The organism is bacterium, assembly GCA_029210965.1.
In the GTDB taxonomy this organism is placed as follows: Bacteria; BMS3Abin14; BMS3Abin14; order BMS3Abin14; family BMS3Abin14; genus JALHUC01.
In genome coordinates this window covers 1-1587 of the sequence record JARGFZ010000099.1, presented here as the reverse complement: position 1 = coordinate 1587, position 1587 = coordinate 1, and the positions used below count along the sequence as shown (strand labels likewise).

The following is a 1587-nucleotide window of genomic DNA, read 5'->3' as shown; positions in this document are numbered from 1 at the left end:
AATAAATTTCGAACCCGATGCACGCTTTGAATATCCTGCTGTTCAATACGCTTGCTGGGCACAAAACGCATATTTGGGCGTTGTACGGCTTCACAAATGGCTTGTGCATCCACTGCATCATTTTTGTTCGATTTGACATAGGGCTTTACAAACTGAGGCGCTATCATTTTAACCGTATGTCCAAATTCACTGAAAACACGCACCCAGTGATGTGCGCCGCCACAGGCTTCAAGGCCAATTAAACAGGGCGGTAGCTTGGCAATAAACGCTGTGAGATGGGTTCGGTTCAGCTTCTTTTTAAGAACTGTATTTCCCTTTTCATCAACACCATGAAGTTGAAAACTGCTCTTTGCTAAATCGATTCCTAATACTGTAGGACTTACGCATTGACGGAATGCCTAAATTGTGGATTGATATTTTTTATTTCAGGCATGAGTGTCGCTATAGAATCTGCTACCACAGTATTAAATAACTCACGCTGAAGCTCATAACAGTTACTGATAAGCTTAGAGATACACATCTTTTGTAATTGCACATAGCCTAAAATTGAAGCGAAAATATGATTGCGTATCGCCATTTCTGTTCTGACTTGGAAGTGTTCTACATGACAGACCTGTTTTATAGCCCTATGATATTGCTCAATTTTCCAATGTTTATCGTGAATATCACAAAAGTCCGCACGATTAAAGTCTGTCAATGCGTTTTCATCGGGTAAGTGAACTGCATAGTGGCGTTGCTCGTCTTTTAGCAGCGTCCGGAAAACTTTCACTCGACCAAAGTCTCGCAACCACACTTCTATCCCTTCTTCTGGGATTTCAAGGGTCTGGATATGAACAAATTCACCTTTTTTATAGAGACCAAACGATTGCTTTTTAGTGCGAAACAAAATCCAAATCCATTGTTTCTTATGGTTTTTAGGTTATTTTCACTACTGTACCAGCTATCACCTGTGACAAAAGCAGGATCAACACCCCACCTCATTGCCTCTGCTAGCATATCCATAAAATAATCATTTTTCGTCTTCCCTTCAGCTTTGTCATAAATTCCATAGTTGATGGGTAAGTTATGTCCATATTTATCAGTATAATACAGCGTAATCAGGTTAATGCCTTTCACGCTACTAGCCGACTAACGCCATATGCTGGCTATAAGGTTTATCTAAAACGCTATCATCTACACTGACCACCCCACCTTTCAGATCAAGCTGTCACTCAGCCTGTTTAAATAAATCCTGGGGCGTAAATTGTTCACGCAGTAAGAAACGATTAGCACTATCATGTGAGATACCTACGATTTCTGCCAAATGACAGCAACTTGGCGAAATTGGTTCACTAAGAAGAAAGCTTATGTACATTGACATAAAACAGCGAGCTGTGGGTGGGCGTGTGATTTCTCTCATGGCTTGTGTCCATTTGTTTTTACTATGTCACTTTGATCTCGCTTTTGTTAATCTGTCAATGCGTAAGTCCTATATTGTTATGTTGTCTTTTGAGTTATGATTATTCACGGTCTGCCTCATCTTTGTTTTGATGTTTGTGTCAACTCACATCATGGCCCATTTGAGGCCGTTTATAAAGTGGGGTGGAC

At 40.5% G+C, this 1587-nt stretch carries 1 protein-coding gene and 1 pseudogene; both read right to left on the bottom strand.

The features are described from left to right. Nucleotides 1-362: transposase (locus P1S59_14420; protein ID MDF1527421.1), on the bottom strand; the 362-nt coding region annotated here is incomplete at its 3' end. Nucleotides 363-379: 17 nt separating this feature from the next. Continuing rightward, nucleotides 380-1399 (bottom strand): annotated as a pseudogene (locus tag P1S59_14415) (transposase). Nucleotides 1400-1587: the final 188 nt, after the last annotated feature.